Below are 3,353 nucleotides of genomic sequence, written 5' to 3' on the forward strand. Positions count from 1 at the left end.
GCCCCGGCCCCCGCAGGCTCACCGCGGCCGTGCCGTACCTGCTGCTCCTCCCCGCCGCCGCCGTCACGGTGCTGCTGCTCGGCTGGACCCTGCTGAAGAACGTCCTGCTGTCGTTCCAGAACCTCGGCCCGCGCCAGCTCATCCAGCACCTCACCGAGTGGACCGGCGCGGACAACTACACCGAGCAGCTCGGCAGCTCCGAGTTCTGGAGCGTCACCGGCCGCTCGGTCGTCTTCACGACCGCCAACGTCGTCCTCATCATGCTGATCGGCTGCTTCACGGGGCTGCTCCTCGCCCGCCTGGGCAAGAAGCTGCGGCTGCTGCTCTCCCTCGGCCTGGTCCTGGCCTGGGCGATGCCCGTCGTCGCCGCGACCACCGTCTTCCAGTGGCTGTTCGACCAGCGCTTCGGCGTCGTCAACTACCTCCTGGACCGGCTCGGCTGGCACTCCATGGCCGGATACAGCTGGACCAGCGGGCAGTTCTCCACCTTCTTCGTGATCACCGTGCTGCTCGTGTGGCAGTCGGTCCCCTTCGTGGCGATCAACCTCTACGCGGCGACCACCACGATCCCGAAGGAGCTCTACGAGGCCGCCTCGCTCGACGGTGCCGGCACCTGGAAGCAGTTCACCTCGGTGACCTTCCCCTTCCTGAGGCCGTTCTTCCTCGCGACGACGTTCCTCGAAGTCATCTGGATCTTCAAGTCGTTCACCCAGGTCTTCGCGATCAACGAGGGCGGCCCCGACCGGCTCACCGAGACCCTCCCCGTCTACGCCTTCCAGGAGGGCGTGGGCAGCCAGCACTTCGGCATGGGCGCGGCGATCTCCATCCTCACCATCGTGATCCTGCTGGCCCTCACGGCGCACTACCTGCGCCTCGTACTCAAGCAAGAGGAGGACGAGCTGTGAGGCGCTCCCCGCTCGGCCGCGTCTGGCCCGGGGCGACGGCCGTCGTCCTCTTCGCCCTCTTCGTCTTCCCCGTCTACTGGATGTTCGCGACGGCCTTCAAGGCCAACAAGGACGTCGTCAGCGAGACGCCCGTCTGGTTCCCGTCCAGCCCCACCCTCGACCACTTCCGCAGGGCCGTGGACGCCGACGGCTTCTGGACGCTCGTGGGCAACTCCCTGACCGTCACCCTGGTCGCCGTCGGCCTCTCGCTCCTCATCGCGCTGCTCGCGTCCTTCGCCGTCGCCCGCCTGCGCTTCAAGGGCCGCAAGGGCTTCATCCTGGTGATGATGACGGCCCAGATGGCCCCCTGGGAGGTCATGGCCCTCGCGTACTACATCATCGTGCGCGACGCGGACATGCTGAACAGCCTCGTCCCGCTCGCCGCCGTCTACACCGTCATGGTGCTGCCCTTCACCGTCCTCACGCTGCGCGGCTACGTCGCCGCCGTGCCGAAGGAGCTGGAGGAGTCCGCGATGGTCGACGGGTGCACCCGCGCCCAGGCGTTCCGCAAGGTGATCTTCCCGCTGCTGGCCCCCGGGCTGATGGCCACCTCGCTCTTCGGCTTCATCACCGTCTGGAACGAGTTCCCCTACGTCCTCATCCTCAACAAGCAGGCCGGACAGACCCTCCCGGTCTGGCTCACCGGCTTCCGCACCACCTTCGGCGACGACTGGGGCGCCACCATGGCCGCCTCCTCGCTCTTCGCCGTTCCCATCCTGATCCTCTTCGTCATCCTCCAGCGCAAGGCAGTCGGCGGCCTCACCTCCGGCGCAGTTAAGGGGTAGGGCTACTCCATGGACACGCTCACGCGCGACGCCCTCGCCGTCCTGCAGCCCGGGTTCACCGGCACCACCGCCCCCGCGTGGCTGCTGCGCCGGCTCGGCGAGGGGCTCGCCTCCGTCGGCCTCTTCGGCCGCAACATCGCCTCGCCCGCACAGCTCGCGGCCCTCACCGCGCAGCTGCGCGCCGAGCGCGGCGACGTCCTCGTCGCCGTCGACGAGGAGGGCGGCGACGTCACCCGGCTGGAGGTGCGCACCGGCTCCTCCTTCCCCGGCAACCTCGCCCTCGGCGCCGTCGACGACACCCGGCTCACCCGGGCCGTCGCCCGCGAGCTCGGCCGGCGCCTCGCCGAGTGCGGCGTCAACCTCAACTGGGCGCCGTCCGGTGACGTCAACTCCGACCCGGACAACCCCGTCATCGGCGTCCGCTCCTTCGGCTCCGACCCGCACCTCGTCGCCCGGCACACCGCCGCCTACGTGCAGGGCCTGCAGTCCGCGGGCGTCGCCGCCTGCACCAAGCACTTCCCCGGGCACGGCGACACGGCCGTCGACTCCCACCACGACCTGCCGCGCATCGACGCCGGCCTCGGCACGCTGCGCACCCGCGAACTGGTGCCCTTCCGGGCCGCCGTCGCCGCCGGCACCAAGGCCGTCATGAGCGCGCACATCCTGCTGCCCGCCCTCGACCCCGGCCTGCCGGCGACCCTCAGCCCCGCCGCCCTGCACGGCCTGCTGCGGGCGCCCGTCGCCGACGGCGGCCTCGGCTTCGACGGCCTGATCGTCACCGACGGCATGGAGATGCGCGCGATCTCGGGCACGTACGGGATCGAGCGCGGCAGCGTACTGGCCCTGGCCGCGGGCGCCGACGCCATCTGCGTCGGCGGCGGGCTGGCCGACGAGGACACCGTGCTGCGGCTGCGCGACGCGCTGGTCGCGGCCGTACGCGCCGGCGAGCTGCAGGAGGAACGGCTCGCCGACGCCGCGGCACGGGTGCGCGCCCTGGCGCGCTGGACCTCGGGGGAGGGCGCGGCCGGCGCGGCCGAGGAGGGGACCGCGCCCGCCCCCGAGGTGGGGCTCACCGCCGCCCGGCGCGCCCTGCGGGTGACCGCCGCGCCCGGCCACGAGCCGCTCACCGGGCCCGCCTACGTGGCCGCGTTCACCCCGGTCGCGAACATCGCCGTCGGCGACGAGACCCCCTGGGGCGTCGGCGCCGAACTCGCCCGGCTGCTGCCCGGCACGGAGACCGGCACGTACGGCCGCGACGCGGCCCGCGCCGCCGACGTGCTCGCCGCCGCGGGCGGGCGGCGGATCGTCGCCGTCGTACGGGACGTGCACCGGCACGGGTGGATGGCGGAGGCTCTCGACGCGGTTGTCGCTGCGCGGCCGGACACGGTCGTCGTGGAAATGGGCCTGAACGCGGCTCCGCCGCGGGGGGCGTTGCATGTGGCGACGCACGGGGCGGCGCGGGTGTGTGGCACGGCCGCGGCGGAGGCCCTCGCGGGCATCTAGCCCGCTGCGGGCTCGGCACCGCCGGACAGGCCGTCCGGTGGTTGCTCGCCGTCGCGGCGGGGGAGAAGCCCCGGACCCACCCTTTCACCGTTTCCCCCTGCGGGGGGCCGGGGCCCCGGGA

General features: G+C 72.7%; 3 protein-coding genes. All 3 read left to right on the forward strand.

From position 1 onward, the window contains the following. Window positions 1-905: carbohydrate ABC transporter permease (locus ACSNOH_RS34080; RefSeq protein WP_436725322.1), on the forward strand; the 905-nt coding region annotated here is incomplete at its 5' end. Beyond that, window positions 902-1,729, forward strand: a complete 828-nt coding sequence (locus ACSNOH_RS34085; protein ID WP_436725323.1) for a carbohydrate ABC transporter permease — start codon at window positions 902-904, stop codon at window positions 1,727-1,729. The genes ACSNOH_RS34080 and ACSNOH_RS34085, both read left to right, overlap by 4 nt. A gap of 9 nt (window positions 1,730-1,738) precedes the next feature. Beyond that, a complete protein-coding gene (locus ACSNOH_RS34090; RefSeq protein WP_436725324.1) occupies window positions 1,739-3,232 on the forward strand; it encodes a glycoside hydrolase family 3 protein in 1,494 nt (497 codons plus the stop codon). Window positions 3,233-3,353 lie beyond the last annotated feature (121 nt).

The sequence above is a fragment of the Streptomyces sp. URMC 127 genome, assembly GCF_051386535.1.
GTDB lineage: Bacteria > Actinomycetota > Actinomycetes > Streptomycetales > Streptomycetaceae > Streptomyces.

Coding starts and splice junctions, on each gene's coding strand:
- ACSNOH_RS34090 (WP_436725324.1), top strand. CDS start 1,739: ATGGACACGCTCACGCGCGACGCCCTCGCCGTCCTGCAGCCCGGGTTC.